The sequence below is a fragment of the Jannaschia halovivens genome, assembly GCF_046452375.1.
GTDB lineage: Bacteria > Pseudomonadota > Alphaproteobacteria > Rhodobacterales > Rhodobacteraceae > Jannaschia > Jannaschia halovivens.
The window spans coordinates 727,348-752,630 of sequence record NZ_JBKFDJ010000002.1 but is presented as its reverse complement, the minus strand read 5'-3'; the positions used below and the strand labels follow the sequence as shown (position 1 = coordinate 752,630).

At 70.6% G+C, this 25,283-nt stretch carries 23 protein-coding genes; 5 read left to right on the top strand and 18 right to left on the bottom strand.

What is annotated here, in order from left to right:
* Positions 1–12: 12 nt before the first annotated feature.
* The 8 genes from ACK8OR_RS17225 to ACK8OR_RS17190 form a co-directional block, all read right to left on the bottom strand.
* Positions 13–861 carry a mechanosensitive ion channel family protein gene (locus ACK8OR_RS17225; protein WP_410190609.1) on the bottom strand — a complete coding sequence of 283 codons (849 nt, stop codon included), beginning with the start codon at positions 859–861 and terminating at the stop codon, positions 13–15.
* Complete coding sequence (locus ACK8OR_RS17220; protein ID WP_410190608.1) at positions 861–1,100, bottom strand: 4a-hydroxytetrahydrobiopterin dehydratase; 240 nt, start codon at positions 1,098–1,100, stop codon at positions 861–863. Before ACK8OR_RS17220 ends, ACK8OR_RS17225 begins: the two co-directional genes overlap by 1 nt.
* Positions 1,097–2,284 (bottom strand): GNAT family N-acetyltransferase, encoded by a 1,188-nt coding sequence (locus ACK8OR_RS17215; protein WP_410190607.1) that lies wholly within the window; start codon positions 2,282–2,284, stop codon positions 1,097–1,099. The genes ACK8OR_RS17220 and ACK8OR_RS17215 overlap by 4 nt, the downstream gene beginning before the upstream one ends.
* Before the next feature lie 25 nt (positions 2,285–2,309).
* The gene (locus tag ACK8OR_RS17210) at positions 2,310–3,050 is read right to left on the bottom strand and encodes a glycerophosphodiester phosphodiesterase family protein (protein WP_410190606.1); all 741 of its coding nucleotides are present in this window, start codon (positions 3,048–3,050) and stop codon (positions 2,310–2,312) included.
* Positions 3,047–3,502, bottom strand: a complete 456-nt coding sequence (locus ACK8OR_RS17205; protein ID WP_410190605.1) for a RidA family protein — start codon at positions 3,500–3,502, stop codon at positions 3,047–3,049. Before ACK8OR_RS17205 ends, ACK8OR_RS17210 begins: the two co-directional genes overlap by 4 nt.
* A 68-nt stretch (positions 3,503–3,570) precedes the next feature.
* Entirely contained in the window at positions 3,571–4,932 is a 1,362-nt protein-coding gene (locus tag ACK8OR_RS17200; RefSeq protein WP_410190604.1) for an HlyD family type I secretion periplasmic adaptor subunit, read from the bottom strand.
* Complete coding sequence (locus ACK8OR_RS17195; RefSeq protein WP_410190603.1) at positions 4,929–6,608, bottom strand: type I secretion system permease/ATPase; 1,680 nt, start codon at positions 6,606–6,608, stop codon at positions 4,929–4,931. The genes ACK8OR_RS17200 and ACK8OR_RS17195 overlap by 4 nt, the downstream gene beginning before the upstream one ends.
* A gap of 52 nt (positions 6,609–6,660) precedes the next feature.
* Positions 6,661–8,820, bottom strand: coding sequence for a transglycosylase domain-containing protein (locus ACK8OR_RS17190; RefSeq protein WP_410190602.1), 2,160 nt, complete (start codon positions 8,818–8,820; stop codon positions 6,661–6,663).
* Between the two features lie 309 nt (positions 8,821–9,129).
* On the opposite strand from ACK8OR_RS17190, the gene ACK8OR_RS17185 reads away from it, so the two are divergent.
* Positions 9,130–9,468, top strand: coding sequence for a P-II family nitrogen regulator (locus ACK8OR_RS17185; protein ID WP_298428989.1), 339 nt, complete (start codon positions 9,130–9,132; stop codon positions 9,466–9,468).
* A 25-nt stretch (positions 9,469–9,493) separates the two neighbouring features.
* Entirely contained in the window at positions 9,494–10,840 is a 1,347-nt protein-coding gene (gene amt, locus ACK8OR_RS17180; RefSeq protein ID WP_298428992.1) for an ammonium transporter, read from the top strand.
* A 70-nt stretch (positions 10,841–10,910) separates the two neighbouring features.
* On the opposite strand, the gene ACK8OR_RS17175 is transcribed toward amt, so the two are convergent.
* Positions 10,911–11,300: an MAPEG family protein gene (locus tag ACK8OR_RS17175; protein WP_410190601.1), complete on the bottom strand. Its 390-nt coding sequence runs from the start codon at positions 11,298–11,300 to the stop codon at positions 10,911–10,913.
* 90 nt (positions 11,301–11,390) lie between these two features.
* Between ACK8OR_RS17175 and ACK8OR_RS17170 the strand changes: the two genes are divergently transcribed.
* On the top strand, positions 11,391–11,954 hold the full coding sequence (locus tag ACK8OR_RS17170) for a TetR/AcrR family transcriptional regulator (protein ID WP_410190600.1): 564 nt from the start codon (positions 11,391–11,393) through the stop codon (positions 11,952–11,954).
* Positions 11,955–12,002: 48 nt separating this feature from the next.
* Here ACK8OR_RS17170 and trxA read toward each other — a convergent pair whose 3' ends face one another.
* The 8 genes from trxA to regB form a co-directional block, all read right to left on the bottom strand.
* Positions 12,003–12,323: a thioredoxin gene (gene trxA, locus ACK8OR_RS17165; RefSeq protein ID WP_298428997.1), complete on the bottom strand. Its 321-nt coding sequence runs from the start codon at positions 12,321–12,323 to the stop codon at positions 12,003–12,005.
* A gap of 45 nt (positions 12,324–12,368) precedes the next feature.
* Positions 12,369–15,734 carry a double-strand break repair helicase AddA gene (addA, locus tag ACK8OR_RS17160; protein WP_410190599.1) on the bottom strand — a complete coding sequence of 1,122 codons (3,366 nt, stop codon included), beginning with the start codon at positions 15,732–15,734 and terminating at the stop codon, positions 12,369–12,371.
* Positions 15,731–18,670, bottom strand: coding sequence for a PD-(D/E)XK nuclease family protein (locus ACK8OR_RS17155; protein ID WP_410190598.1), 2,940 nt, complete (start codon positions 18,668–18,670; stop codon positions 15,731–15,733). The genes addA and ACK8OR_RS17155 overlap by 4 nt, the downstream gene beginning before the upstream one ends.
* The gene (locus ACK8OR_RS17150; RefSeq protein ID WP_410190597.1) at positions 18,667–19,335 is read right to left on the bottom strand and encodes a nucleotidyltransferase family protein; all 669 of its coding nucleotides are present in this window, start codon (positions 19,333–19,335) and stop codon (positions 18,667–18,669) included. The genes ACK8OR_RS17155 and ACK8OR_RS17150 overlap by 4 nt, the downstream gene beginning before the upstream one ends.
* The gene (locus ACK8OR_RS17145) at positions 19,332–20,342 is read right to left on the bottom strand and encodes an aminoglycoside phosphotransferase family protein (RefSeq protein WP_410190596.1); all 1,011 of its coding nucleotides are present in this window, start codon (positions 20,340–20,342) and stop codon (positions 19,332–19,334) included. The genes ACK8OR_RS17150 and ACK8OR_RS17145 overlap by 4 nt, the downstream gene beginning before the upstream one ends.
* Positions 20,339–20,818, bottom strand: coding sequence for a tRNA (adenosine(37)-N6)-threonylcarbamoyltransferase complex ATPase subunit type 1 TsaE (tsaE, locus tag ACK8OR_RS17140; RefSeq protein ID WP_410190595.1), 480 nt, complete (start codon positions 20,816–20,818; stop codon positions 20,339–20,341). Before tsaE ends, ACK8OR_RS17145 begins: the two co-directional genes overlap by 4 nt.
* Before the next feature lie 53 nt (positions 20,819–20,871).
* Positions 20,872–22,470, bottom strand: coding sequence for a PAS-domain containing protein (locus tag ACK8OR_RS17135; protein WP_410190594.1), 1,599 nt, complete (start codon positions 22,468–22,470; stop codon positions 20,872–20,874).
* 72 nt (positions 22,471–22,542) lie between these two features.
* On the bottom strand, positions 22,543–23,907 hold the full coding sequence (regB, locus tag ACK8OR_RS17130; protein WP_410190593.1) for a sensor histidine kinase RegB: 1,365 nt from the start codon (positions 23,905–23,907) through the stop codon (positions 22,543–22,545).
* 76 nt (positions 23,908–23,983) lie between these two features.
* Here regB and ACK8OR_RS17125 point away from each other — a divergent pair, with 76 nt between their 5' ends.
* Both ACK8OR_RS17125 and ACK8OR_RS17120 read left to right on the top strand, forming a co-directional pair.
* On the top strand, positions 23,984–24,535 hold the full coding sequence (locus tag ACK8OR_RS17125; RefSeq protein WP_298429020.1) for an ActR/PrrA/RegA family redox response regulator transcription factor: 552 nt from the start codon (positions 23,984–23,986) through the stop codon (positions 24,533–24,535).
* Positions 24,532–24,864 (top strand): hypothetical protein, encoded by a 333-nt coding sequence (locus tag ACK8OR_RS17120; RefSeq protein ID WP_410190592.1) that lies wholly within the window; start codon positions 24,532–24,534, stop codon positions 24,862–24,864. Before ACK8OR_RS17125 ends, ACK8OR_RS17120 begins: the two co-directional genes overlap by 4 nt.
* On the opposite strand, the gene ACK8OR_RS17115 is transcribed toward ACK8OR_RS17120, so the two are convergent.
* On the bottom strand, positions 24,861–25,259 hold the full coding sequence (locus tag ACK8OR_RS17115; protein WP_410190591.1) for a DUF2177 family protein: 399 nt from the start codon (positions 25,257–25,259) through the stop codon (positions 24,861–24,863). The two genes, ACK8OR_RS17120 and ACK8OR_RS17115, sit on opposite strands and share 4 nt — an antisense overlap.
* Between the last annotated feature and the right edge of the window lie 24 nt (positions 25,260–25,283).

Sequence of the window (25,283 nt, the reverse complement as noted above, 5' to 3'; positions counted from 1 at the left end):
GCGTGGTCTGCCTCAGTCCTCGCGAACGATGTGCACCGTGCGGTTGGGGAAGGGGATGTCCACACCCGCCGCGTCCAGCGCCAGCTTCACGTCGCGGTTCATGTCCTTCCAGTAGCCGAAGAAGTCGGTCCGCTTGACCCAGGCCCGGACGAGGAAATCGACCGAGGAAGCGCCCAGCGCGTCGACCTTTATCGTCGGCTCCGGCTCACCGAGGAAGCGCGCGTCGGACGTGATCGTGTCGCGGATGACCTGCTCGACCAAGCCCAGGTCGGCGTCGTAGGCCACGCCGAAGATCCATTCGGCCTGCCGCGTGTCATAGGCCGAGTAATTGGTGATCGTGTTTCCCCAGACTTCGGAATTGGGGATGATGATCTGTACGTTCCCGATACTGGCCAGTTCCGTGAAGTTGAGGTTGATCGACTTCACCGTCCCGCTCTCGCCGTTGATCGTGACGAAATCGCCCAGCTTGATGGGGCGGAAGAAGATCAGCATCACGCCTGCCGCAACGTTCGAAAGCGTGCCTTGCAGCGCAAGGCCGATGGCGAGGCCCGCCGCACCGATGACGGCGATGAGCGATGTCGTCTGGATGCCGAACGTGTTCAGCACAATCAGGAACGCCAGACCGATCACCACGTAGCGCGCGATATTGGCGAGGAAGTCGAACAGCGTTTGGTCCAGCCGCGCGTGCCGGTCGGCCAGGCCCTTGATGCGGCGGCCGACCCAGCCCGAGATCAGGAAGCCGACGAAGAGGACGAGGATCGCCGCGAGGATATCGCCCAGCAGGGCCGCGAGGAAATCGAACGAGATAAAATCGCCCAGCGTCTTGCCGGCGTAGATCTCGGTCGAGAGCAGTTCGTTCATCAGGTCAGTCCGTCGATCGCCTCTGCCAGACGGTGATCCCTGTCGGTGATCCCGCCCGCGTCATGGCTCGTAAGGCGGATATCGACGCGGTTCCAGACATTCGTCCAGTCGGGATGATGATCGTGGCGCTCGGCCAACAGGGCCACGCGCGACATGAAGGCCCAGGCCTCCGCGAAGTCGGCAAAGACGAAGCGGCGCTCCAGCCCGCCGTCGCGTATGGTCCATTCCCCTTCGGTCATTCCTGTTCCTCCTGTCGGTCGCGTCGGAACGGACCGTAGGCGGTCAGCACCTCGATGTCCTGCTCGATGGCATCGGCCTCGGCGTCGAGGAATTGCGCGATGGCCCGGCGGAAGCTTTCGTTCGGGATGTGGTGCAGCGAATGGCAGACCACGGGCAGGTAGCCGCGCGCCAGCTTGTGATCGCCCTGCGCGCCCGCCTCGACCCGGCCGAGGCCCCGCGCGATGGCGTGCTCGAGGGCCTGGTAGTAGCAAAGCTCGAAATGCAGGGCCGGGTGGTGCTCGGCGCAGCCCCAGTAGCGACCGTAGAGCACGTCGCGTCCGATGAAGTTCAGGGCCCCCGCCACCGGCTCGCCCTCGCGTTCGGCGAGCACCAGAAGGACGTCGTCCCGCATCGTCTCCTGCACGCGGTCGAAGAACGCCCGCGTCAGGTAGGGCTGGCCCCATTTGCGCGCGCCCGTGTCCTGATAGAAGCGCCAGAACGCGTCCCAGTGATGCGGCTTCAGATCGTCGCCCGTATAGGCGCGGATGACGCCGCCGAAGCCCTGCGCCGTGGCCCGTTCCTTGCGCAGCGTCTTGCGCTTCCGGCTGGAGAGCGCGGCGAGGAAGGAGTCGAAATCCGCATAGCCGTCGTTGAACCAGTGGTATTGCTGGCTGCTCCGCGCCATCAGGCCCCGCGCTGCGCCCGCATCACGCTCGGCCTCTGTGCAGAAGGTGACGTGCAGCGACGACAGGTCGTTCTGCTCGGTCACCGCCACCATGCCCTGGACCAGCGCATCGAACCCGATCGCCGCATGGTCGGGATGCACGAGGAACCGGCGTCCCGTCGCGGGCGTGAACGGCACCGCGACCTGGAGCTTGGGATAGTAGTCGCCGCCCGCTCGCTCCCACGCATGCGCCCAGTTGTGGTCGAAGATATATTCGCCCTGGCTGTGGCCCTTGGCGTACATCGGCGCGACCGCAATCACGTCCTCGCCGCGACGCGCGGTCAGGTAGTGCGGCTGCCACCCGGTGCCGGGCCCGACGCTGCCGCTTTCTTCGAGGGCGCGCAGGAAGCGATAGGTCGTGAATGGATCGTCGGGCGGGCCACCGTCGGCCGCCTCGGGGCAGGCGCAGGCATCCCAGTCGGCGGCGTCGATCTGGTCGAGGCCCTGCAGGACGTGGAGTTCGACGGCGGTGTCGGTCATCGACCAGAGTTGGGGTGCTCGCCCGTCAGGGCAAGTAGCCTTCGAAGGTGACGCTGTCGGCGACGCGCAGGGCCGTGGCCTCAGCCGCCGCCGAGCGCACGGTCCAGCAGAGTATCGCGCGCCCCGTGGCGCGGACCCGCGCCACCTCCGGCATGTCGAGGGCCGCCGCTTCGTGGCTGATGAATTGCGCGCCGATCCGGCCGAGATCGGGCATCGCGCGCAGCCGCTCGCGGGTCGCGGCACCCAGTTCGGGCCAATGCGCCTGGTCGAAGGCCGACGTCGTCAGGCCCCGCGGCAGGTCGGGCGCGCGTTCGGCTATATGGGCCACCGAATGCGGGTTGAACGACATCACCGCGACTTCGCCGCCATAGCAGCGTAGCGCGTCGATCACCGCATCCTCCAGCGGGCCGACATTCGGGCCCATCTCGCCGTCCTGATCCTTCACCTCGATCAGCAGCGGAACCGCGCCGTCCACCATCGTCAGAACTTCGGCCAGCGTCGGGATGCCATCCGCGCCGCCGCGCAGCCGGGTCCTGCTCAGATCGTCGGCGGATTGCCCGGCGACCGGCCCGGTCGCATCGGTCAGCCGATCGAGCACGGCGTCGTGGAACACCATCGCCACGCCGTCCGACGACGGCTGGATGTCGATTTCGATCGCGTAGCCCCGATCGAGCGCCGCGCGGATCGCCGCGCGGCTGTTCTCGGGGCGCCCGTCGCGGCGGTCGTGCAGCGCGCGATGGGCGATATGGACGGGCAGCCGGATCATGCGACCCGGAAGATGCCCTCGATCTCGACCGCGACACCGAAGGGCAGCACCGCGCCCACGGCCGACCGGCTGTGACGGCCCGCATCCCCGAGGATCTCGACCAGCACGTCCGACGCACCGTTCACGACCTTCGGCTGGTCGGTGAAATCGGGGGTGCTGTTGACGAAGGCGGTCAGCTTGACGACCTGCTGCAGCCGCTCGATATCGCCGTCGCAGGCGGCGCGGACCTGGGCCAGCAGGCTGATGGCGCAGGCCCGTGCGGCGGCGGCACCGTCCTCGACGGACATGTCGTCGCCCAGCCGGCCCGTGATCAGTTCATTGGGCCCCGCACTGATCTGGCCGGACACGAAGAGAAGGTCGCCCGTTCGCACGGCCGGGACGTAATTGGCCTGCGGCGCGGGCGCGTCCGGCAAGGTGATCCCGAGATCGGCGAGGCGCTGGGCGATGGACATGGGATGTGGCTCCGGTGCGATGCGGTTGCGCGACGCTGGCACGGGGGCGCGCGATTGTGAAGCCGGGCTCAGGGCTCGCGGAAGGCGCGCCCGAAATACCGCTCAAGCGGCTGGACCAAGTACCGAAGGAGCGTGCGGTCCCCGGTGCGCAGGAACGCGTCGACGGGGATGCCGGGCCGCAACATGTCCTCCAGGCGCGTTGCCGCCCCGGCCTCCATCTTGATCGTCAGCCGGTAGCGCATCATGCCCGGTGCCGCCTCGTGGGCATCGGGCGCCACGGCCCGCACATGGCCCGCGACCGTTCCCGTGCGCGTCGGGTCCAGTGTCGGAAAGCGCAGCAGGGCCGTCTGGCCCGGTCGCACGTCCTCGATATCGGCGGCCGCGACGGACGCCTCGACCGTGGCCACCCGACCGTCGGGGACGATCCGGGCCACCGGCGCGCCGGGCATGAGGACGGCGCCGGCAGCCACCCGCTCGACCTCGTGGATGGTGCCCGAGACCGGCGCGCGGATGTCCAGCCGCGCGATCCGGGCGTCGAGTTCGGCAGCGCGCGCTGCGAGATCGTCCGCTTGCAGGGCGAGATCGCGCAGTTCCGCGACGGCGCGGCTCCGCGCCTCGGCCCGGTGGCGGGTGACGCCCTGCGCGAGATCGGCATCGCGCCCGTCGAGTCGTGCCATCTCGGCCCGGATGGCGGCGCGGGCCGCCGACAGCCGCGCGACCTCGCGATTGAGCCCCGAGAGGCGCGCGGTCTGGGTCAAGCCGCGTTCCATCAGCGCCGTCTGCGCGTCCCGCTCTTCCGAGACGAGGCGGATCTGGTCGGCCAGCGCCGCGTCCTGCACCCCGAGCGCATCGCGTTCGCGCGTATGGAGCGCGGTGCGGTCTGCCAGATGGGCGGTCATGTCCGCCAGAGTCTGGCGATGCGCGGCCAGAAGGTCCTGCTGGCCGCGCAGCATGGCGACCTGTTCGGGGGGAATCGGGTCGAGGAATGCGGGCGGCGGGCGCAGGGTGTCGCGCCCGTCGCGCTCCGCCTCCAGGCGGGCCATGCGGGCTGCGATTTCGGACCGCCGCCGGGCGACCCGCGCCGCCTCCTCGGTCAGGCCGTCGCCCTCGAGTCGGATCAGCAGGTCGCCGGCCAGGATGCGGTCATGCTCGGACACGGCGCGCATCGCGACCCGGCCGCCGTCGAGATGCGCGACCGTCACCGCATCGCCCGCGCCGGCGATCCGGCCCGCGGCGATCACCGCACCCGAGATGGGGACCGTCGCGCCCCAGACAACGAGCCCACCGCAGAGCATGGCAAGCGCGATTAGCCCCGGCAGCACGAAGGCCCGGATCGGCCAGTCCCGGTCGGAGGGGGCCTGGGTGTGGATCGCGTCCAGCGGCGCGGGCGGGCGGGGCGACGCCGGAACGGGCGTGTTCAGCGCGTTCATGACGGCGCCGCTGCGCGGGAAGGCTGCGCCTCGGGTCCGGCGCGCCGCCGCAGCACTGCGTCGCGCGGGCCGTGATCGATGACGCGACCCTCGGACAGGACGACCACCGTTTCGCAGTCGCGCAACGCGAGCGCGCGATGGGCCATGATCACGACCGCCGCACCACCGGCCTTCGCCTGACGGACCGCATGCCCGAATGCGGCCAGGCCCGGATCGTCCAGCGCGGCGGTGGGATCGTCGAGGACCAGAAGCGGTGCGCGTCGATGGAGCGCGCGGGTCAGCGCGATGCGCTGCACCAGCCCGGCGGGCAAGACGCCATCGCACCGCGTCGCATAGCCGTCGGGGAGGGACCGGATCATGGCATCCGCACCGGCGGCGCGGGCCGTGGCGCTCGCCTCGGCGACACTCGCCGATGGGTCGAAGCGGACGATGTTCTCGGCGATGGAACCGGGCAGAAGGCACGGCATCTGGGGCAGGTAGCCGATCAGCGCGGCGCGCGTGTCGGGCGGCAGGGCGGTCAGGTCCCCGTCCCCCAGCCGCAGGGTGCCATCGAACGGATCGAGTGCCCCGGCGATCGTTCCGGCCAGCGCGGTCTTGCCCGCTCCGCTGAGTCCGATCACGCCCAGCGCGGCCCCGGCGGGCACCGTCAGGTCGATATGGCGCAGGATCGGTCGCGTCGCGCCGGGGGGCGCCACGCAGAGATGTCGGATCACGAGGGGCGGCCGTGCGGTGAGCGGGTCCCGCGCGGCGCGCGGCGGGGTATCGGCGGGCCCGATCAGGGCCGCGAGGCTGTGGCGCGCGTCGCGGGCCGCGCGGATCACGGGCCCGCCCGCGATCGCCTGCTCCAAGGGCGCGAGCGCGCGACCGAGCATCAGGGCCGAGACGAACATCGCCCCCGCCGTCAGCTCGTCGTGGATCACGAGGAATGCGGCCGCGCCCAGCATCGCGGATTGCAGCCCGAGGCGGAGCGTCCGCGCGCCGGTCGTGAACGCGCCGGCGCGGTCCGAGAGTACGACGATCCGGTCCAGCGCGGCGGCGCGCGCACCGCGCCAGCGCGACGCCGTAGCATCCGCCATGCCGAAGAGCCGGGCGGTCGCAATCTGATCGCGGAGGGTGGCGTCCGCGTCCTCGGCGGCGCGGCTCGCGGTGGACATCTCGGCGCGTGGTGCGGCGATCGCGAGCCGTTGCAGTTGATCCAGTCCGACGAGGAGCAGCGCGCCCGCGAGGGCGACTGCGCCGAGCATCGGATGGAACACCCCGATCGCGAGGATCAGGACCGGTGTCCAGGGCAGGTCGAACAGGGCCAGGAAGACCGGTGCCGCGGGCAGCGCGCGGATCGCGTCGATGGCCCGCGCCATGTCGCGGATATCGGTCTCTGGCTGCGTGATCCGGGACGCCGTGGCCGTGGCGACGTGCCGGTCGAGCGCGGATTGCAGGCGCGCACCGAGCCGCAGCGCGATCCGGGCCCGCAGGTGGTCGAGCACGGCCATCGCGACGAACAGCGCCGCGGCCAGGATCGACAATGCGACGAGCGTGGCCTCGGACCGCGAGGTGAGTACGCGCTCGTAGACCTGCAGCATGTAGAGCGGACCGGTGAGCATCAGCAGGTTCACCGCGACCGAGAAGATCGCGATCATGGTTAACGCGGGTGTCCCGACGGTGCGGAGGGTCGGCAAGGCGACCGCTCCGCCCCATCGGTGGGGCCTCATCCCGGGGTGACCGCCATGGTCAGTTGCGCCCGAAGATGCCGCCGAGCACATCCATCAAGATGCGCTCTGCGATGTCTGGTTGGCGGGCGGGAGCCTGTTGCTGCGGCGCGGGCTGCGTCTGTTGGGGGATGGGCCGCGCTTCGCGGGGGGCGTCGATCATCGGCAAGGGCGTGACGGGGGCGCCGTCATGGACGCGGGCCATCGTCTCGCGCCAGATCTCGGCCGGGAGGCCGCCGCCGGTGACCCCGGTCAGGGGCGTGTTGTCGTCGTAGCCCATCCAGACGCCCGCGACGTAGTCGCCGGTAAAGCCGATGAACCAGGCGTCCCGCGCGGCCTGCGTCGTGCCGGTCTTGCCCGCCGCGGGCCGGTCGCCGGGTAGCGCGGCACGCGTGCCGGTGCCGGCCGCGACGACGCGCGACATCATGTAGACCAGCTGGCGCGCGGCGTCTTCGGTGATGACGCGCTCGCCCAGCCCGCCCTCGTGGTCGAGGAGCGAGCCATCCTCGCCGCGCAGCGCGAGCGACGTCAGGCCATAGGGCGTCACGCTGGTGCCGCCGTTGAGGATGCCCGCATAGGCGCCGGTCATCTCGAGCAGGGTCGATTCGCTGACACCGAGGGCCAGCGCGGGGCCTTGCGCGAGGTCGCTGCGGATGCCGAACTGCTCGGCGACAGTGCGGACCACATCGCGCCCGACATTCTCGGACAATCGAACGGTCGCGGCGTTGAGCGATCGGGCCAGCGCATCGGTCAGGCTGACTTCGCCGTAGAACTGGTTGGTGTAATTCGATGGCGAATAGATCCCGGATCCGGGCACATCTATCGCAAGCTCACTGTCGAGGACGGTCGAATCGAACCGCCAGCCGAGATCGAGCGCGGCGGCATAGACGAAGGGCTTGAAGCTCGACCCGGTCTGCCGGACGGCCTGCGTGGCGCGATTGAACTGGCCGCCGCCGCGGAGATTGCGTCCGCCGACCATGGCGCGCACGGCGCCGTCAGCACTCATGACGACGATGGCCGCCTGCGCCTCGGAGCCGGCGCGGACCTTTTCCTCGAAGACCCATTCGAGCGCGCCTTCGGCAGCGGCCTGGATGTCCTTGTCGAGCGTGGTGCGGACGATCACGTCCTCGGTCGTCTCGGAGGTCAGGAAATCGGGGGCGTCGGACATGACCCAGTCGGCGAAGTAGCCGCCCGTATCCTGACGCGCGGCGGGCGAGAGGCTGGCGGGGTTTTCCATCGCCTGCGTGAACTCGGCGGTCGTCAGAAGGCCCTGGTCGCGCATCAGGCGCAGCACGGTCGCGGCGCGGTCGCGCGCACGTTGCAGGTCGTTGGTCGGCGCGTAGTAGCTGGGCGCCGGCAGAAGGCCCGAAAGCATCGCGGCCTCGGCGGCGTTCACCCGCGCGACGGATTTGCCGAAATAGCGCTGGCTTGCGGCGGCGAAGCCCCGCGCGCCTGCGCCTAGGTAGGCGCGGTTAAGATAGATCGACAGGATCTCGTCCTTCGAGAATTTCGCCTCGAGCGCCAGCGCGTAGGGGATCTCCTTCATCTTCCGCCAGACGGACCCGGCGCGGCAATCGGCCTCGAACTCGGCCTCGGTCATGCCGAGCGTCTGGTCCCAGTCGTTGCCGAGACAGAGGAGCTTGGCGACCTGCTGCGTGATTGTCGAGCCGCCATTGCCCGAGAGCGGCCCGCGCCCAGCGGCGAGATTGGTCCGGATCGCGCCCGCGATGCCGCGCGGACTGACGCCGATATGACGGTAGAAGCGCTTGTCCTCGGAAGCGATGACCGCGTCGCGAAGATAGGGCGAAACGCTGTCGGTGGTGACCAGACCGCCGAAATTGTCGCCCCGCCACGCGAAGGTCTCGCCCGAGCGGTCCTGAAGCGTGACCGAACCGCGTGCGCGCCCGTCGGCCAGCGTCGCCATGTCGGGGATGCGGGCGTAGTTGTAGAAGGTCGCCGCCGCGAGGATGGCGAGCACCACGAGCGCGCCGCGCCACGAAAGCGCCCAGCCGACGCGGATCAGCATCCGGAACGGCCAGATCAGCCAGCCGAGCGGGCCGCGGCGCTTTGGTGCGGCCTTGCGGCGCCGCGCCGGTGCCTTGCGCGCCGTCGCCGCCGGTTTCGCGGCGGGCGCGCTGCGCCTGCGGTCGGCTACGAGCCGCGTCTTGCCGGTTTTCGCCATCTGCTGCCCGTCCAATTCGAGGCGCGGCCACCGGCGGATGGACCCGCCCCAGCCCGCCCAGTGCGGATTTTCCGTCAAGATAGACATTGCCGGACCGGTTGTGCACCCGGAGGCGTGAATCCTTCGCTAATGCAGCATCCGTGCAATGCACAAATATTAGGCACTGCCTAGCGATTCCGCATTTATTCGCATCCCCGCCGTCGGAGAGCCCAATCCGCCGGGGACGACTCGTTGCGATTTCGGCCCTCTCGCCTCTGATCTGCCCCCATCCGGGCCCCGACGCACGGGCCATGAGAGAAGGGGAAGCATGTGAAACTCATCATCGCAGCGATCAAGCCGTTCAAGCTCGAGGAGGTGCGCGAGGCGCTCACCACTCTCGGCGTGCGCGGCATGATGGTCACCGAGATCAAGGGGTTCGGGAGCCAGTCCGGCCATACCGAGATCTATCGCGGCGCCGAATACGCCGTGAACTTCGTGCCGAAGGTCAAGCTCGAGATCGTCGTACCCGAAACGATGGCCGACCAGGTGGTCGAGACGATCGCCAGCACCGCCAAGACCGACAAGATCGGCGACGGCAAGATTTTCGTCCTCGACGTGCAGCAGGCGGTCCGCGTCCGGACCGGCGAGCTGAACGACGACGCCATCTGAACGACCGCCAAGGGGAAAAACGGACATGCAATTGAACAAGACACTCACCCTCGGCCTGGCACTCGCCATGGTGCCGCTCGTGGGCTTCGCCCAGGAGACGGTCGTCGTGGTCGAAGACGCCGAGGCCGCCGCGCCGACCTTCGACGAAATCGGCCCCTATTTGATGACGACGCTGCTGTTCCTGATCGGCGGCTTCCTCGTGTTCTGGATGGCGGCCGGGTTCGCCATGCTCGAGGCCGGCCTCGTCCGGTCCAAGAACGTCACGACCCAGCTGACGAAGAACATCGCGCTCTTCTCGATCGCGGGCATCATGTACTGGCTGATCGGCTATGGCATCATGTATCCCGGCGACTTCAACGGCTACTTCGCGCTGCAGGGCTGGTTCACCGAGCTGGAGCCGGTCGGACTGGCGGCGGCGGATGCCGATCTCGGCTATGCCTCGGTCGCATCGGACTTCTTCTTCCAGCTGATGTTCTGCGCCACCACCGCGTCGATCGTCTCGGGCACGCTGGCCGAGCGCATCAAGCTCTGGCCGTTCCTCATCTTCGTCGTCGTGCTGACGGGCTTCATCTACCCGATCGAAGCATCCTGGCAGTGGGGTGGCGGCTGGCTGAGCGAGATGGGCTTCAGCGACTTCGCCGGCTCGACCCTCGTCCATGCCGCGGGTGGCTTCGCCGCGCTGGCCGGTGCCATCGTGCTCGGCCCGCGCTTGGGCAAGTACGCCAAGGACGGCCGTGTCATCCCGATGCCCGGCTCGAACCTGGCCCTCGCGACACTGGGTACGTTCATCCTCTGGCTCGGCTGGTTCGGCTTCAACGGCGGCTCGCAGCTTGCGGCCGGCACCGTGGGCGACATCACCGACGTGGGCCGAATCTTCGCGAACACCAACATGGCCGCCTCCGCCGGTGCGGTGGCCGCCCTGATCCTGACGCAGGTGATGTACAAGAAGGTCGACCTCACCATGGTGCTGAACGGCGCGCTGGCCGGCCTCGTGTCGATCACGGCCGGGCCGCTCGACCCGTCGCTGTTCGGGGCGCTCTGGATCGGTGCGATCGGCGGCGTGATCGTGGTCTTCGCGGTCCCGATGCTGGACAAGATGAAGATCGACGACGTCGTCGGCGCCATCCCGGTCCACCTTCTGGCCGGTCTCTGGGGGACGCTCGCGGTTCCGTTCTACACCGACGGCACCAGCTTCGTGACGCAGTTCATCGGCTTCGCGTCGATCGGCATCTTCGTCTTCGTGGTCTCGATCGTCGTCTGGTTCATCCTGAAGGCGACCATGGGCATCCGCGTCAGCGAGGAAGCCGAGATCGCCGGTCTCGACACGACCGAGCTTGGCATGGAGGCCTATCCGGAATTCGCCCGCGGCTGACGCCCGGCGTGATCCGAACACAGAAGGGGCCCGGTCGCGAGACCGGGCCCCTTTCGCATTTCGGGATCGGTCAGAGCAGGATCGCCGCGGCGCCCAGCACCAGGAGGAGCGCCGTGCCACCCGCGGCGACGAAGCGCCCCGCCTTCCGCCAGAGTGGGGCGGCCATGTCGTCGAAGAGGACGATGGGATGGATCAGACGCAGGAGGACGATGGCGATCCCGTAGAGGTGGAGGGTCCGGGCCGCCGTGCCGGTCAGCTCCATCACCAGCATCAGCAGGACGAGCATCGCGGCATATTCCGAGAGATTCCCGAAGCGGCGGATCGAAAGCGCCAGCGGCCGCGCGCCCCCGTCGCCGAGCGCCACGCCGTACCGGCCGCGCATCATTCCGACATGCATCGACAGACCCGCCATCAGGAGGGCAACGATGGCGGCGTAGATAGGGGTGATGGCAACGGTCATGACGGGCACTCCGGGGCGGTGTCGTGGGCTTGTCCCGAACAAAGGCGAAGAATACATGTTAGTCAACATATATAAAAAGCGAGGGCAGCCATGCGGATGACGGAGGAGAACAAGCGGGCCCAGACGCGGCGCATCGCCGAAGGGGCGGCGGCCGCGTTCCGGGAAGGGGGCTTCGACGCCGTCAATATCGACGCCGTGATGGCTCGTTCGGGCCTGACGCGCGGGGCCTTCTACGCGCATTTCGCGACCAAACAGGCGTTGTTGGAGACGGTCGCGCGGGACTGTCACCCGCTGCTCGACAAGCTTCGCGCGCGCGAAGGCGAGCCTATGGCGGGCGCGCGGCGGATCCTGCGGGACTATCTCGACCCGGCCCATCTCGACGCGGTCCGCACCGGCTGCACGTTCGCGGCGCTGTCGGGCGACATCGCGCGCGCGCCCGCGGATGTGCGGTCGGCGTTCGAGGCGGCCTGGTCGGAGGTCTTGGGCGAATTGGCGCGCGGAACGGATCGCGCGCCCGAGGACTTCGCCGCGCCGCTGGCGCTGGCGACGGGGGCGATCGGGGCGGCGGCAGCGCTGGAATCCGGCGCGGCGCAGGCGACGCTGCTCAACGGGGCATGGGACGCACTCGACGCGATGTTGCCACCCGCGACCTGATCCTTGGCGGGTGCCCGACGCGGCCCAGGCCGCACCGGGCATCCGGTCTCAGACGGCGCTTTCGATCCAGTCCTTCAGCGCGGCCTTGGGCGCGGCGCCGATCTTCTGATCGACGGGCTGGCCATCCTTGAAGAGGAACAGCGCCGGAATGCCGCGCACGCCCATGGCGGCGGGCGACTGCGGGTTCTCGTCCACGTTGACCTTCACGATCTTGACCCGGCCGTCATACTCGGCCGACAGCTCCTCGAGCGCGGGGCCGATCTGCTTGCAGGGGCCGCACCATTCGGCCCAGAAATCGACGACGACGGGGATGTCGGACTGCTTCACGACCTGATCGAAATCGGCGTCGGTGGCGGGAACGGTGGCCATGCGGGCTCTCCTGGCGGTTGGATGTGTCACGTGCGGAGGGCGAAGCTAGGCACCCCCCGCGGCCGGGTCAATGGCGTCCCACGCGGCCTTCACCAGATCGTGCGGCAGCGGCATGAGCCTCGGCGTCGCGGTCCAGAGGATCGCGCAGGTCACCGTGCGTCCCGGCCAGATCGCTTGCGCGGCATGCGCATAGGCCCCCATCTGCGCCAGAAGGCCCGCGGGCGTGGCATCCGGCGTATCGGGCACCGTTCGGTTCGATTTGAAATCCACGATCGTGATCCGTTCGGGCGCGACGAGGACACGGTCCATCGTGCCGAACATCGCCGGGCGCGGGCCTTCGGCGGGCAACGCGAAGGGCAGCTCCGCCAGCGTGCCGGGCGCGAAGAGATGGGCCAGATCGGGCGCGGCGAGTACGTCCGACGCCTCTCGCGCGATGTCGTCCGCGTCGTCCTCGGGGCGCAGTTCGGCATATTGGGCGAGGATGGCGGAGATGGACGCGGATCGCACGGCCGGATCGAGGCGCGGCAGATGTTCGAGCAGCGCATGGATCGCCGTCCCCCGCCGGAGGGCCGCGTCGGTATCGCCGGGATCGCTGTCCCCCGGCAGCGTCTTGGCGCCCGGCAGGTCCGAGGGCGTCAGCCGCCCTGCGGGGCGGGGCGCGGGATCGGGCGGCGCCTCGAGCCAGGGCGGGGCGTCGGGCGCGGCGCCGGTTGCTGCCGGTGCGGGACGGGGCAGCGGCGTCCAGTCGCCCGTCTCGATCCTCAGACCCGTCTCCTCGAAGTCGGGCAGGGCCAGCGGCGCCGCCCCCCGCGCTTCCAACCCGGCCCGCACGCGCGCGTGCCAGCTGTCCTCGGGCGCCTCGCCGGTCTGGCCCGCCGCCGCCACGATGAGCCAGCTCTCGGCCCGCGTCAGCGCCACGTAGAGGAGGCGGTCGCGTTCCTCGGCATCGGCGGTCTGACGCGCCTCGGCCATCTCGGTCTGGGGCCCTGCGCGGGACGCCTTGGCGGGCAGCCACGTGACCGTCCCGTCGTCGAGCGCCATGAGACCCGACGGCGCCGTCGCCCGCCGTACCTGCGTCTCGGGCAGGATGACGACCGGCGCTTCCAGCCCCTTGGCGCCATGCACCGACATGACCCGGATCGACCCGCCGCCAGGCTGCCGCTTGACGTCCACATCGGTCGTCGCGAACCAGCCGAGGAAGCCCGTGAGGCTCGGGACCTGCAATTGTTCATAGGCCAGTGCCTGGCCGAGCAGCGCGTCGATCGCCTCGGCCCGTTCGGACCCCAGCCGCGCGAGGATCAGGCGGCGGCCGTCATGCCGGACGAGGATGCGCTGCAGAAGTTCGTAGGGCCGGAGCGTATCGACGCCGCGCAGAAGGTCCGCCAGCATCGCGGCGGCGCGCGGATGCGTTCCGTCCTCGCGCAGCGCCTGCCAGAGCGTGCCGCCCCGCGGCTGGGCCAGATCGTAGAGCGCCGCCTCGTCCAGCCCGCCCAGCGGCGAACGCAGGATCGTCGCCAGCGACAGGTCGTCATCGGGCGTGGCGACCCAGGTCAGAACGGCCATCAGGTCGCGCACCGCAAGGTCGTCCGCCAGCGACAGCCGGTCCGCCCCCCCGAGGTCGAGGTTGCGCGCCTTGCACTCTCGAATGACGTGGTGGAACAGCGACTTGCGCCGTTGCAGCAGGATCAGGATATCGCCTTCGCGCACGGGACGGCGGCCGTCGCGGGTGGTGATCGGCGTGCCGTCGTCGATCATCCGGCGGATGGCGTCGGCGATCCGGCGGGCCAGCACGACCTCGGCATCATCGGCGGCGGGCCGGTCGACGGGGTCGAACCAGTGGCGGTCGGAGTCGTCCTCCTCCGGCGGCTGCTCGATCGCGGGCCAAAGATCGATCCGACCGGGCTTGGCGGGGTCGTGGGCGATATGCTCGGGACGCTCGCCGAGGCCGCTGTCGCCGTCGAAGACCGCATCCACAAAGTCGAGGATCGCGGGCGCGGAGCGGAAGGAGTGGCGCAACGCGTGATCGGCCAGCGGCGGATCGGTCAGGCGCGCGCCGAAGAGGTCGCGCATCCGGTCGAACGCGTCCGGGTCGGCGCCCTGGAAGCGGTAGATCGATTGCTTCCGGTCGCCGACGACGAAGAGCGTCCGCGACACGTCGGGCCGCGCCCCGGCGCCGGCGGCGAACTCCGAGGCGAGCGCCGCGATCACGTCCCATTGCCGCGGCGAAGTGTCCTGTGCTTCGTCCACGAGGATATGATCGAGCCCGCCGTCGAGCTTGAAGAGGACCCATTGCGCCATGTCGGAGGTCGACAGGAGCGCGCGGGCACGGGCGATCTGGTCGTCGAAGTCGAGCCAGCCGCGAGCGGATTTGCGCGCCTCGACGCGCGCGATGAATTCGGGCGCGAAGGCGTGGAGGGCCTGCGATTGGGCCAGCGCCTCGAATGCGGCGATGCGGGCAAGGGCGTCGGCCAAACGGTGCGCGAGCGCCGAGAGATCCTCGACGGCTGCCTCCCCGATGCGCGCTGCCACGGGCTTGGTAACCGGCGATTTGCGGGGTTGGCCCTCCTTGGTCAGAAGCGCGTCCGACAGAAGATCGAACCGGGTCGCGCCATCCGCCAGGAGCGCCTGCGACAGGGCCGTGTTCAGGCGAAGCATCGTGACGCCGGACTCCCCGACCGTGGCCGCGCGCACGGCTTCAATCAGATCGACGTCTTCGGCCGTGATCGCGGTGTCGCGTATGGAATCCGGCGAGGTATCGGCGATGCCGAGCGCGCGGCGTAGCGCCCTGTCATCACGCCCTTCGGCCAAGCCCTCCCGGTGGCTCATGATGGAGCGAAGGAAGGCTGATGGCTCCTCCGAGAGACGGCGGGCGATGCCGTCGACCAGCGGCAACGTCCCGGGATCGGCGGCCATCTCGTCGAGCACGTCGGCATGAAGGCGCGCGGCGGCGGTGTCATTCATCTCGGCAAAGGCGGGCGTGACGCCGGCCTCGAGCGGAAAGCGCCGCAGAAGGGACGCGCAGAAGGCGTGGATCGTCTGGATCTTCAGGCCGCCGGGTGTCTCGATCGCGCGGGCAAAGAGCGTGCGCGCGCGCCGGAGCTGATCGCTCGAGACGGTGCCGCGTGCGGCGCCGAGGCGCGTGATCGCGGCCCGGAGCGCATCGTCCGGCAGCATCGCCCAAGTCCCGAGCGTCCCGAAGAGCCGGTTCTGCATCTCGCCCGCCGCGGCCTTCGTGTAGGTCAGGCAGAGGATACGCTCGGGTGGTGTCCCGTCGAGCAGGAGCCACGCCACCCGGTCGGTCAGGACGCGGGTCTTGCCCGAGCCCGCGTTCGCCGCGAGCCAGACCGATCCGGCGGGGTCGGCGGCCGCGATCTGCGCGCGCGTGGCGGCGTCGGGCGGGGCGGTCGTCATGGTCGACCAACGGGAATGATCGTGGCCGAAACCGTGTCGTCCCATTCGCCGAACCGCGACAGGTGATCGTAGTCACCCGCATAGGTCATGACATCGGGCGCGAGCCGGGCGATATAGGGCTGCCCCTCGGCGTAGCGCAGCAGGAGATCCGCCAGTTCGTGATAGGTGGCCTCCAGCAGGTCGTCCTCGGTCTCCACGCGCTGCGCCTTGTAGCCGGACCCGATGCTCAGATAGGCGACCTCGTCCACCCGGCGCTGGGTCAGGCCGGGAAAGGCGCCCCGCTGGACCATCATCGCCTCGAGCAGGAGTTGCTTGGCGAAGACCTTCTGCTGCTTTTCGCTGGGCGCCGGGCCGGTCTTGTAGTCGTAGATCGCCACGGCGTCGCCGCGCAGGTCCATGCGGTCCGCGCGGGCGGTCAGGGTGAAAGGCGGCTCGGTCAGGACGAGCCTTCCCTCTTCCTCGAGGGCGGTCGGGCGGCCCTCGATCCGTCGCGCCGCCTCGGCGGTCAGAAGATCGGGAAGGACGCGCGCGAACTTGCCCAGCCAAAGCCGCCGCGCGCCGGGCCAGGGGGCCGCATCCTCGAGACTCGTGGCCAGCATCCCGTGCAGCCGCGCATCGGCCTCGGGTGGCAGGGCGTCGGGATAGGCGCGAGAGAAGGCCTCCATGGCGTCATGCACGGCCCGCCCGCGCACACGGGCGTCGGGGCCCAGCCGCAGGGGGTCGAGGGGCCTCAGCCGCAGGACGCGCCGGGCATAGATCGCGTAGGGGTCGCGGATCAGCGTTTCGATCGCGGTCACGCCCAGCTCGGTGGGACGGGTCCTGGCGGGCGGGTTCGGCGCAGGCCGCGGGGCGGCGTCGGCGGCATGACGGTGATCCGGGGTTTCGAGACGCGCGCCCTGTGCCAGCCAATCCGCGCCCCGTCGACGCATCGCCCCAAGTGCGGCCTCGGCTTCTGGGCCGATCCCCGCCAGGAGCCCGGTCAGGCGATTGAGCCAGCGCGACGGGACCGTGTCGGTCTCGGCATCCCGCACCGCGCGGCTGAGCCAGATCTCAGGTCCGGCGGCGGCCTGCTGAAAGTCATGCGCCGAGAGCCCGACCGTCCGCTCCGACAGCCGCAGTCCCGCCTGCCTCCGCATCGCGCGGTTGAGCCACGGATCGACGCCGGGGCTGTCGGGCCAAGTGCCGTCGTTCAGCCCCCCGAGGATCACGAGGTCCGCCGTCCGGACGCGCGCCTCGAGCGCGCCCCAGATCATCACGTCGGGCCGGGGGGCGTAGCTCTCGCGCACCTCCTCGGCGGCCAGCAGCGCCCCGAGGATGCGGGCATGGTCCGCCGCCGGGACCGGCGCCGGTCCGCGTTCGGGCGCCGCCTCGGCCAGGGTGTCGGCGACGCGCCGGGCCAGGCGCCCCGCCGTGCCGTCCCAGATCGCGCCGCCGGGCGCGCCGCCGGGCCCCGCCCCGAGCCGCTCCACGAGGTCGAGATGCCCGCGCGCGTGATCCGAAAGGTCTGCGCCATCGGTCGGCGCGGCCAGATCCTCCAGAAGACCGCCGAGCCAGGCCCTCCACGCCTCGGGCGCTCCGCTCCACGCCGCAAGGGCGGCGGCATCGGGAAACGCGGTCTGGTTGCGGCGAAGGAGCTCCAGCTCCAGCCGCCGCGCGTGGGCGAGATGTTCGAGACGATCCGAACCCGTGGCCGTCAGCGGATGCTTGAGCAGGATCGCGAGGTCTTCGGCCTCGACGGGGCGGCCCCGCATCTCGGCCACGTGCAGCAGCAGGCGGCCCGGCGCGGATTGGTTCAGCGGCCGCCCGGCGGAATCGTCCGCTTCGATGCCCCAGCGGTCCAGTTGGGCAGCCACCTGCCGCGACAGCACCCGGTCCGGCGTGATGAGCGCCGCGCGCCGCCCCTCCGCCACGGCGCCGCGCAGGCCTAGCGCGATCGCGGCGGCCTCCGCGGCCGGGGAGGGCGCCTCGAGCAGGGTAATCCCCGCGCAGGCCTCCGCGAGGTCGGCAAGCTCTGGACCCTCGGTGCGCCAGGCGTCGGTGGCGGGTGCGGGACGCAGGGCCAGTGACAGAAGCGCGTTACGCGCAGGTGCGACGGGACCGGCATCACCCCAGCGCGGAACGTCGGCGCGCCGGAGCCCGAGTTCGGCCAGAAGCGCCGCGTGACGATATTGCGGGTGGTCCTGTTCCCCCGGCGCCTCGGCGGTCAGCGCGGCCCAGGCCGGGTCGGGCATGTCCCCGTCGAGGCCGGGCAGGATCACCGCCCCTTGCGGCAGATCCAGCACCGCGCGGATCAGGCGCCGCGTCGGCGTGCGCGACGCGGTCGAGCCCGCGACGATGACCGGATCGGCGGGCGGCGCCGCGCGCCAGTGATCGAGCAGCCGGTCCAATGCGACGGCCTGCGCCCCCGCCTCGGTCAAACTGCCGTCGCGGCTCTGCCAGTCGGCGACGATCCGCAGGAAATCGAGATTGCGCGCCCAGTGATGCGACAGGTCGCCCGCGTCGATCGCCTCCAACGCGGACGGGTCTATCCCTTCCTCCTGCATCTCGCCCAGCAGCGTGGCGAGGCTCGAGGCCAGGTCGAAGGCCGCAGCGGGCGGCGCGAGGTCGGGGCTCCGGCGCAGGGCCGCATCCACCAGCGTGGTCAGCCGCAGCCGCAGCGCGAGCCCCCCGATCTCGGGCTGCGGTGCGCGGCCCGGCGGCAGGAGCAGGGCAAGGTCCGAGACCAGGCCGATCCGCGGCAGGAGGGTCGCGCCGGTCTCGGCCAGAGCGGCTTCGATGCGGCGGGCCATGCGGCTCGTGTTGACGAGGATCGTGACGCGGGCCAGCGCTTCGGGCGGCGCGTCCCCTAGCCGCCGCCGCAGACCCGCGACCACCATCCGGCTGAAGTCGACGCCTGGCGGCTCGTGGTGAAGGCCCCGGATCGGCGCGCCGTTCACGTCGCTGCCGCCAGCATCGCTTCCGCCTCGGCGATCCCGGCGGGCGAGCCGACATCCGCCCAGCCTCCGGGATGCTCCACGCCGAAGAGACGCCCCGCCTCGAGCATCGGTTGCCACAGGCTCCAGAGTGAGAAAACGGAATCGGCGACCGCATCGAGCCCGTCGGTCTTCACGATGCCGGCCCCTGTATAGCCGTAGGGCCGCGTCTTGCGTGTGAGGCGCCCATCCGCCTCCAGCCCGAAATCCGCGCCGATCCGGCCCGCCGCGCGATCGGGCGGCACGAGAAGGAGGAGCCCGTCCATCCGCTCGGGCGTCCAGGCCGCGCGAAGGGTGGCGATGGCCGCAGGCCCGGTCCAGACGGCATCGGCGTTCATTGTCAGGACCGGGCCGTTCCCGAGAAGCGGTCGCGCGTTCCTGAGCCCGCCCCCGGTTTCCAGAAGCGGGTCCTCGCGGATGACGGTCAGGTCGCGCCCGGCGAGATGCGCGGCGAGGCGGTCGGCGAAGTGATGCGCGTTGACCGCGACGGGGGCGGCGCCCGCGACCTGCTCCAGCGCGTGATCGATGAGCGGCCGGCCCGCCACCTCGACCATGGCCTTCGGGCGGTCGTCGGTGAGCGGACGCATCCGTGTGCCGAGGCCTGCGGCGAAGACCATCGCGGCGATCATGGGGAGACCCGGTCCCGCCCGGCGCAGGTTCCGGCGTTTGCGCGCAGGGCGTCGAGCCGCGCGGCATCGGGCGCGGGCAGATGCGCCACCACGCGCCGCAGGCGGGCCAGGGTCGGGTGTTCGAGGTCGCGCGCGAGCACGGCCCAGGTCGGCATGATGAAGTCGAGGTAACGAAGTTTGCCGTCGCGCAGGCAGAGCCGCGCGAAGACCCCGAGGATGCGCAACGCGCGCTGGGCCGAAGAGGTCGCGAGCGCGCCAGAGAGATCGCCCGCGCCCGTTGCGTCGGCATAGGCCGCGATCCCGGCGTCGCGGGCGGCCCCCGAGACGGGGCGCCGGGGATCGTGGACCAGCGATGCCAGGTCGTAGGCGGCCGGGCCGCGCATGGCATCCTGGAAGTCGAGCATGCCGATCCGCGCGACCCCGTGCCGCTCGGGCAGCCAGAGCAGGTTCTCCGCGTGATAGTCGCGATGCACCAGGACGGGCGCGCCGGTCAGTGCGTCCAGCGCGTCCGCCATCGCCGCGACCAGATCGGAACGGTGGGCCGCCGCCTCGGGGGCGTACCAGTCGATCGCAAGTGCCGCGAGTTCGGGCATCAGCGGCGCGTAATCGGCGACAATGTCGGGCGGCGGCGCGTCCTGCAGCGGGGCGAGGGCCGCGGCGGCGGCGGCGTAGAGCGCGGGCTCGTCGCCGGGATGGGCCGCGACATGCCGGGCCAGGAGGTCGTCGCCGAGATCTTCGAGGAGGAGGAACCCGTCCGCCACGTCCTCGGCGCGGATCTCGGGAACGGATAGGCCGAGACCCCGCATATGGCGGGCCATGGCGACGAACGGGCGGACGTCCTCGCCCGCGTCGGGCGGGGCATCCATGACCACGGCGCGCGCGCCGTCCGGCTTGGTCAGCCGGATGTAGCTGCGGCGGGAGGCATCGGCGGCCAGCGGCGCGCGCGTTGCCATGCCCCAGCCGGCCCGGTCGAGAAACGCATCGAGGCGCGTGGCCCGGTCGGTCATGCGGTCATCCTTTCCGGCAGGAGCCGGGCGAGGGTCTGCGCCGGTGCGCGCAACGTCGCGATCCGGCCCTCGCCCGCCGTCGCGAGGGTCAGGCGGATCGCTTCGGGCGGCGTGGCCGGTCCCAGCCTGTCGGGCCATTCGATGAGGCAGATCGCGTCCTCGAAGGCGGCGTCGAGCCCGAGTTCGAGCACTTCGGACGGGTCGGTCAGGCGGTAGAGATCGGCGTGCCAGATTTCGACCGCGCCCGCGTCATAGGTCTGGACCAGCGTGAAGGTCGGGGAGGGTACGTCCTCGGGGGGCAGGCCCGCGTGGGCGCGCCGCGCCCCGATCAGCGTGCGGGCGAAGGCGGTCTTGCCCGCGCCGACCGGACCTTCGAGCAGGAGGGTGTCCCCGGCCGCGAGCCGTGGCGCGACGGCGCTGGCCAGCGCGTCGGTCGCGGCGGCATCGGGCAACGGGATGGTGGTGTCGGTCGTCATCGCCTCCGGGTGTGCCGCCCGTGCCGCACGGGCGCAAGCGTCTCGGCGGGGGCTCAGGCCCGGACGGACCGCACCAACGCCCCCGCATCCGGCAGGATCGAGATCCGGGGCGTCGATTCCACGAAGCCGAGCGACAACCGGTCCCCCGAGAGCGGCGTGACCTTGATCGTCATCTCGGTCCCGTCCTTCTGACGCAGGGTTTCGGCCCAGGCGGCCCGTTCGGAGCCCGGCAGGCGCGGCAGGGCGCGGATCTCGCCCCAGACGGGGCTTGGTGCGCATCGGCCCGACCAGCGGTCGATGCAGCCTTCGAGCGTCGGCGGCAGCAGCGCAGGTCCCCGGCCGCCGCCGAGATCGGTCCGCGCCAGCATGTTGGCCGCCAGGCGGCTGCCATCGGCATCGAAGACCACGAGCGCCTCGTCGACGCTGTCGATCAGGTCGCCGAGCATGTCGCGGTCGAGGCGCGCGCGCCGGCTCTCGCTGACATCGGCGGTCACGTCCTCGAGGAGAAGCGAGACCGCGCCGTCGGCCTGCGGTCGGCCGGTTACCCGGTAGGTGACGCCCGAGGGCAGGGTCCAGGTCTCGGTATAGGTGCCCCCGGCATCGGTGCGCGCCGGATCCGACAACGCATCGCGCCAGGCCTTGTAGTCGCGCGGCTCGGGCAGGCGCTGATGGTCGCGGAGGGCGTCGAACACCTCGTTGAGGCGGGGACGACGCGACAGGAACGTGCCGTCGAGGCCCGTCATGTCCATTAGCGCGGGGTTGAACAGTGCAAGCTGGCCCGCGCGGTCGAAGATCGCGATCCCGGTGGGCAGGTGGGCGAAGGTCTTGGTGAGCGTCTGGATGAAGGTGCGTAGGCTGTCCTCGGCCTGGATGACCGCGTCGAGCGAGAGCCCGTTCACGAGGCGCAACCCCTCGGCATCGGGGGCGCCGGTGGTCACCTCGAACCAGAGATCGCGGCCCCGCCGGTCGACGACCTTGCGGCGCACCGTGCCCGGTGGGGCGCTGGCATCGTCGGGAAACAGCGCCGCGATGGGCCAGCCCCGCGCCGCGTCCGACCCGACGCAGCGATCCACCAGTGCGAGGTAGCTTGCGTTGGCCCAGATCACGCGCCCGTCGGGATCGGTCGCCCAACCCAGCGCGGGCGAGGCGTCGCTGGCGCGCGTGAGGAGCGCCGTCTCGGATTCGATGGCCTGAAGGGCGGCGACGTCGATCCGTACGGCGGCCTGGTCGCGATCGGCCGAGGAGACGGTGACGCGGATATCGTCGCCGTCGCGCTGGCCCAGCACCATGATCCGATCGCGTCCGAACCGTCCCTCGAGGCGGAACGGCCGCCCCGCATCGCGCAGCCCGTCGAACGCGGCCTGCGTGCCTTGGGCGATATCGGCCAGCGCATCTGAAAGCTCGTCCCATGCTTTCAGATGATTGATCGGCGCGGGCAGCAGGAAGCCCACATTGTCGGAATGATCGAGCAGGTAGCCATGGCGGAAACGGAACTGGCGCGGCTCCGACAGGATGTCCCCGGCATCGGAGCCGAGCGCGACCTTGCCGCGACCGACGGAGCGCGGCGCCAGCCACAGAACGGCACCCAATGCGCCGATCCCGGCGATCATGCCGCCCAGGGCGGGCAAGAGCATCTGTAGCGCGACCGACATCGCATCACCTCTCGCAATCTGGCCGCGACGGTGAACGATTCTGGTTAAGGGCGGGTTAACATGACCTGCACGTCAACTTGCGAGCGGCGCGTTGTCGCCAAGGGGCGGACCGATGGGGGCCTCGATGGCGCTGCGGGGCCAGGTGACCTCGGCCACGGCCCCGCCCCGGATGCGCGGACGGGCGCGTCCCGGCCTCGTGGCGTTGGCGAATGCGACCCGCGCGCCAGTCCGCTCCAGCAGGGTCTTCGAGATGAAGAGCCCGAGCCCCATCCCCTCGTAGCCGGGGCGGTTGCGGCTGCGCAGGAAGGGGTTCCCGAGACGCGGCAGGACCTCGGGCATGAACCCCGCGCCGTCATCCGTCACGCGCACGGTCAGGATCTCGGGTGTCCAGCGCACATCGACCCAGACGGACGTTTCCGCGAAATCCACGGCGTTCTGGATCAGGTTGCGCATCCCGTGAATGACCTCCGGACGGCGCTGGATCTGGGGCTGGCGCTCGGATTGGCCGGACTCGGACTGGAGGTCGTATTCGACGTCGATGCCGCGGTCGAGATGCGGGCCTGCCGCCTCCCGGAGGACCGCTTCGATGGGGGCCGCTTCGAGGTGCCGGTCGCTCTTGCCGGTGCGCCCCATCGACCGGAGGATATCGCGGCAGCGATCCGCCTGGCTGCGGACGAGCGCCACGTCGTCGCGCAGGTCGGGCCGGTCGGCCAGCTCTTCGACCAGTTCGGAGGATACCAGCTTGATGGTGGCCAGCGGCGTGTTCAGCTCATGGGCTGCCGCCGCGACGACGCCGCCCAGGTCCTGCAGCTTCTGTTCGCGCGCCAGCGCCGTCTGCGTCGCGAGCAGCGCGCTGGCGAGCTGCCCCGTCTCGCGCGTCAGGCGGAAGGCGAAGCCTGACAGGAACAACGTCCCGACGACGATCGCCACCCAGGACCCGGCAAGCTGCATCGGCGCCAGTCCGAGCACCGTTCCGTCCTGCATTCGCAGCGGCAGGTGGTACCCGCCCAGAAGCGAGATGAACGCGATGGCCACCGCACCCAGCGCCAGCGTCGGTCGCAGCCCGAGCGCCGTGGCCGAGATCGTGACCGGCGCGATGAAGAGAAGCGCGAAAGGGTTGTGCAGCCCGCCCGTCACGAAGAGCAGCGCCGTCAACTGGACCTGGTCGAAGAGCAGGAACGCGAAGGCCTGGCCCTCGGTCAGGCGGCCGCTGGCGGGTGCGCGCATCGCAGCGACGATATTGGCCAGCGCCCCGGCGGCGATGGCGCCCGCGCAATAATAGAGCGGCACGTCGAAGCCGAGGCCGAGCACGGCCACGATCACCGTCACCGACTGCCCCAGAAGCGCGAACCATCGCAGGTTCACGAGCGTCTCGAGCCGCACCCCGTGGCGATGGGCTTCGGGCGGCAGAAGGCTGCGGGTGGGCTGCGTGGGCATGACGCGTGGGGGTCCGGGATTTGACCAGTGCAGGATTGCACATATCTCAAAGAGACCCAGACCGCGAGGACCGAGGATGACCGCCACATTGCAGGAGATCGGACCGGACAGCTCCCTGCTGCTCGTCGATGACGACGAGCCGTTCCTGCGCAGGCTCGAACGGGCGATGGAGAAGCGCGGCTTCGACGTCTCCGCCGTCGGCAGCGTCGCCGAAGGCATCGCCAAGGCCCAGTCCGCGCCCAGCGCCTATGCAGTGATCGACTTACGGCTGGAGGATGGCAACGGTCTCGACGTGGTCGAACGCCTGCGCGAACGGCGGCCCGATTGCCGGATCGTCGTGCTGACGGGCTACGGGGCCATCGCGACGGCCGTGGCCGCGGTGAAGATCGGGGCGACGGACTACCTGTCGAAGCCTGCCGATGCCAACGACATCACCAACGCCCTCCTGAGCCGCGAGGGCGACCTGCCGCCGCCGCCCGAGAACCCGATGAGCGCCGACCGGGTGCGCTGGGAGCATATCCAGCGGGTCTACGAGCTCTGCGATCGCAACGTCTCTGAGACGGCGCGGCGGCTGAACATGCATCGCAGGACGTTGCAGCGTATCCTCGCCAAGCGGTCGCCCAAGTGATCCGCGCACTGGCCGCGCTCCTGATCCTCTCGGGCTGCGTGGCCGCCCCCGCATCCCAGCCGGACGCTCCATCGCGGTTCAGCCTCGTGCCCGGGCCGGGCGGGCTCGACGTCGCTGGGTCGGGCGGACGGGAGATCGGCTTCGGGCGCGACCGGGCCGGCGTGCTCCAGAGCGTCGCGCGGGTCGAGGGCCGCGCGCCCCGGCCCGTCGCATGCGGTGGCGGGCGGGATGCCTTCGCGGCGTCGGACGACCTGATCCTCGTTTTCGAGGGCCGCCGCTTCGTCGGCTGGTCGGGTGCCCCCGGAGCGGCGGGTCGAACCTGCGCCTAGGCGAAACGTAGTGCGACCCAGGTGCCCACGGCCAGCGACGTGCCGGTCAGCACCGCGCCCCAGGTCGTGTCGACCGCGACCATCGACCAGTGCCAGTCCTTCATGACCGACATGCTGGTGAACTCGTAGGTACCGTAGGCCAGCGCCCCGAGGATCGCGCCGTTGATCCAGGCCTGTCCGACCGATCCGTCGCGGAGCGCGGGCAGGGCGACCAGCCAGACGCCGCCCGCCACGTAGAAGAGGTAGAACACCGCCGCCGGCACGAGGTTGATCGGCGATTGCAGCAGGTGGCCGATATGCCGCTCGAAGAGGGGCTTCATGACGTTGGTGAGCACGATGGCGTCGACGACGAGAAAGAACAGGACGGCGGAGCCGTAAAGCGCGGCGATCTGCATGGAAGTCCTCCGGGACGGTGTGGT

What these genes read in the sequence shown, in the direction of transcription:
- ACK8OR_RS17125 (WP_298429020.1), top strand. Translation starts at nt 23,984, where the DNA reads ATGACCGCCACATTGCAGGAGATCGGACCGGACAGCTCCCTGCTGCTC.
- ACK8OR_RS17225 (WP_410190609.1), bottom strand. Translation starts at nt 861, where the DNA reads ATGAACGAACTGCTCTCGACCGAGATCTACGCCGGCAAGACGCTGGGC.
- ACK8OR_RS17220 (WP_410190608.1), bottom strand. Translation starts at nt 1,100, where the DNA reads ATGACCGAAGGGGAATGGACCATACGCGACGGCGGGCTGGAGCGCCGC.
- ACK8OR_RS17210 (WP_410190606.1), bottom strand. Translation starts at nt 3,050, where the DNA reads ATGATCCGGCTGCCCGTCCATATCGCCCATCGCGCGCTGCACGACCGC.
- trxA (WP_298428997.1), bottom strand. Translation starts at nt 12,323, where the DNA reads ATGGCCACCGTTCCCGCCACCGACGCCGATTTCGATCAGGTCGTGAAG.
- regB (WP_410190593.1), bottom strand. Translation starts at nt 23,907, where the DNA reads ATGCCCACGCAGCCCACCCGCAGCCTTCTGCCGCCCGAAGCCCATCGC.
- tsaE (WP_410190595.1), bottom strand. Translation starts at nt 20,818, where the DNA reads ATGACGACCGACACCACCATCCCGTTGCCCGATGCCGCCGCGACCGAC.
- ACK8OR_RS17175 (WP_410190601.1), bottom strand. Translation starts at nt 11,300, where the DNA reads ATGACCGTTGCCATCACCCCTATCTACGCCGCCATCGTTGCCCTCCTG.
- ACK8OR_RS17150 (WP_410190597.1), bottom strand. Translation starts at nt 19,335, where the DNA reads ATGATCGCCGCGATGGTCTTCGCCGCAGGCCTCGGCACACGGATGCGT.
- ACK8OR_RS17190 (WP_410190602.1), bottom strand. Translation starts at nt 8,820, where the DNA reads ATGGCGAAAACCGGCAAGACGCGGCTCGTAGCCGACCGCAGGCGCAGC.
- amt (WP_298428992.1), top strand. Translation starts at nt 9,494, where the DNA reads ATGCAATTGAACAAGACACTCACCCTCGGCCTGGCACTCGCCATGGTG.
- ACK8OR_RS17215 (WP_410190607.1), bottom strand. Translation starts at nt 2,284, where the DNA reads ATGACCGACACCGCCGTCGAACTCCACGTCCTGCAGGGCCTCGACCAG.
- addA (WP_410190599.1), bottom strand. Translation starts at nt 15,734, where the DNA reads ATGACGACCGCCCCGCCCGACGCCGCCACGCGCGCGCAGATCGCGGCC.
- ACK8OR_RS17115 (WP_410190591.1), bottom strand. Translation starts at nt 25,259, where the DNA reads ATGCAGATCGCCGCGCTTTACGGCTCCGCCGTCCTGTTCTTTCTCGTC.
- ACK8OR_RS17205 (WP_410190605.1), bottom strand. Translation starts at nt 3,502, where the DNA reads ATGTCCATCGCCCAGCGCCTCGCCGATCTCGGGATCACCTTGCCGGAC.
- ACK8OR_RS17135 (WP_410190594.1), bottom strand. Translation starts at nt 22,470, where the DNA reads ATGTCGGTCGCGCTACAGATGCTCTTGCCCGCCCTGGGCGGCATGATC.
- ACK8OR_RS17170 (WP_410190600.1), top strand. Translation starts at nt 11,391, where the DNA reads ATGCGGATGACGGAGGAGAACAAGCGGGCCCAGACGCGGCGCATCGCC.
- ACK8OR_RS17200 (WP_410190604.1), bottom strand. Translation starts at nt 4,932, where the DNA reads ATGAACGCGCTGAACACGCCCGTTCCGGCGTCGCCCCGCCCGCCCGCG.
- ACK8OR_RS17145 (WP_410190596.1), bottom strand. Translation starts at nt 20,342, where the DNA reads ATGACCGACCGGGCCACGCGCCTCGATGCGTTTCTCGACCGGGCCGGC.